Source organism: Cellulomonas olei, from assembly GCF_039548315.1.
In the GTDB taxonomy this organism is placed as follows: Bacteria; Actinomycetota; Actinomycetes; order Actinomycetales; family Cellulomonadaceae; genus Cellulomonas.
The window spans coordinates 1-2,388 of record NZ_JBCLVN010000089.1 but is presented as its reverse complement, the minus strand read 5'-3'; the positions used below and the strand labels follow the sequence as shown (position 1 = coordinate 2,388).

General features: G+C 74.0%; 2 protein-coding genes. Both read left to right on the top strand.

Features of this window, described 5'->3' with window-relative positions; translation table 11 throughout:
* Positions 1-226: 226 nt before the first annotated feature.
* On the top strand, positions 227-1,336 hold the full coding sequence (chvE, locus tag AAHH18_RS17935) for a multiple monosaccharide ABC transporter substrate-binding protein (RefSeq protein ID WP_283321495.1): 1,110 nt from the start codon (positions 227-229) through the stop codon (positions 1,334-1,336).
* A partial coding sequence (locus AAHH18_RS17930) for a methyl-accepting chemotaxis protein (RefSeq protein ID WP_343302556.1) occupies positions 1,336-2,388 on the top strand: 1,053 nt, incomplete at its 3' end. The genes chvE and AAHH18_RS17930, both read left to right, overlap by 1 nt.

Below are 2,388 nucleotides of genomic sequence, written 5' to 3'. Positions count from 1 at the left end.
AGACGCTCGGCCAGATGGGCGGGGCCGTCGCGGAGCTCGCGCGGCTCTCGGAGGACCTGCGCGGCCGGGTGTCGCAGTTCTCCTACTGAACGCCGGGCGTTCACCCGCGGGACTGCTCCGGTCGGGCCACGTGGCCGCGGGAGCGCTCACAACCGCGGGCACCCGTCCGATCCAGACGGCACGGCGACGACGGGCAGTGTCGCGCCGCACAGACGAAGGAGTCCACATGAGGCAGGGGATGCGCCGACCGGCCGCCACCGCCGCCGCGGTCGCGGTGGCCGGGGTGCTCGCCGGGTGCGCGTCGGCGACCGGCGCGGCGGGTGACGGGGACCGGCCGCTGGTCGGGGTCGCGATGCCGACGACGACCTCGGAGCGCTGGATCGCCGACGGCGAGAACGTGCAGGACCAGCTGCGCGCGCTCGGGTACGACGTCGACCTGGAGTACGCCGAGAACGACGTGCCCACGCAGGTCGCCCAGCTCGAGGACATGATCGCGGCCGGCGCGGACGCGCTCGTCATCGGGTCCATCGACGGCGTGGCGCTCAAGGACGTGCTGGGGGAGGCCGCCGCGGCGGACATCCCGGTGATCGCCTACGACCGCCTGATCCGCGAGTCCGGCGACGTCGACTACTACGCGACGTTCGACAACGCGCGCGTCGGCGTGCAGCAGGCGACCACCCTGCTGCAGGGCCTCGGCCTGCTCGACGAGGCGGGCGACCGCACCGACGTCACCGGCCCGTTCGCGATCGAGCTGTTCGCCGGCTCGACGGACGACAACAACGCGACCGTGTTCTTCGACGGCGCGATGGGCGTCCTGCAGCCGTACCTCGACTCGGGGGTGCTGACCGTGCCCTCCGGCGAGACGGGCTTCGAGGAGGTCGCCACCGACAAGTGGGACCCGAAGAACGCCACGGCCCGCATGGACACGCTGCTGCCGCTGTACGCCGACCGCCGGCTGGACGGGGTGCTGTCGCCGTACGACGGCATCTCGATCGCCGTGCTCGACGCCGTCAAGACCATCGGCTACGGGACGGACGCCCAGCCGCTGCCCGTCGTGACCGGGCAGGACGCCGAGCTCGCCTCCGCCAAGTCCATCGCCGCCGGCGAGCAGTACGCGACCGTCTACAAGGACACCCGGCAGCTCGCCGAGGTGACGGTCGCGATGGTCCGGGCGCTGCTGGACGGCGCCGAGCCGGAGACGAACGACAGCCGGTCCTACGACAACGGCGTGAAGGTCGTCCCCTCGTACCTGCTGACCCCGCAGGTCGTCACCGAGCAGAACCTCCGCCAGGTCCTCGTGGCCGGCGGCTACTACACCGCCGAGGAGCTGGGCTGATGGCCACCGACCGCACCGCCGCGCAGCAGTCCCCCCGGCGCCGCGCGTCCTGGTTCTGGGACCGCCCGGTCGCCCTGAAGATCGCCGTCTCCCTGCTGGTGCTCGGCGGCACGTTCGCCGTGGTCGGCGGGGCCGGCGCGATCGCCCTGTTCCGCGCCGGGCAGCACCTGGAGGAGATGTCGGGCCTGACGGGCGACCTGCAGTCGGCCATGTCGGAGCTGCGCACCGCGCAGACCCGCAGCCACCTGCTGGTGCACCGCGCCGCCGAGGCCACCGACGACTCCGTGCGGGCCCAGCTCCTGGAGTCCTCCGCGTGGACCGACCGGGACGTCGCCGCGCAGATCGACGCGATCTCCGCGTTCCCGCAGTCGGAGACCCGGCAGTGGTCGGACTTCGTCGACCGCTGGGACGCCTGGGTCGCCTACCGCGACGCCACGCTGCTGCCGCTCGTCGAGGACGGCGACCTCGTCGGCCTGCGGACCGCGCTCGCCGCGGACGCGTCCGCCGACCCCGACTGGGCGGGCCGGGCCCTGGCCCTCGCGCAGGGCCAGGTCGACGCGCAGGTCGACGACATCCTGGCGGCCAGCCGCGCCGAGGTGAACCGGACGATCATCGCGCTCGTCATCGCGTTCGTCGTCGGTGCCGCGCTGTCCGGGATCCTCGCCGTGCTCGTGATCCGGCGCATCACCACCGCCGTGCGCAGCGTGCAGGGCTCGCTCGAGGCCATGGCCGACGGCGACCTCACGGTGCCGGCCGAGGTGCCCTGGCAGGACGAGACGGGGCGGATGGCCGCCGCGCTCGCGCAGGCCCAGGAGTCGCTGCGCACGACGCTGTCCGGCGTCGTCACGGCGGCCGGGTCCGTGGAGCGGACGGCAATGAGCCTCGCGGCCTCCAACGGCACCGTGGTGGAGGGCTCCCAGGAGACCTCCGCGCAGGCGGGCGTCGTGGCGGCCGCCGCCGAGGAGGTCTCCCGCAACGTGCAGGCCGTCGCGGCCGGCGCCGAGCAGATGGGGGCGTCGATCCGCGAGATCGCCCAGAACGCCTCGGAGGCC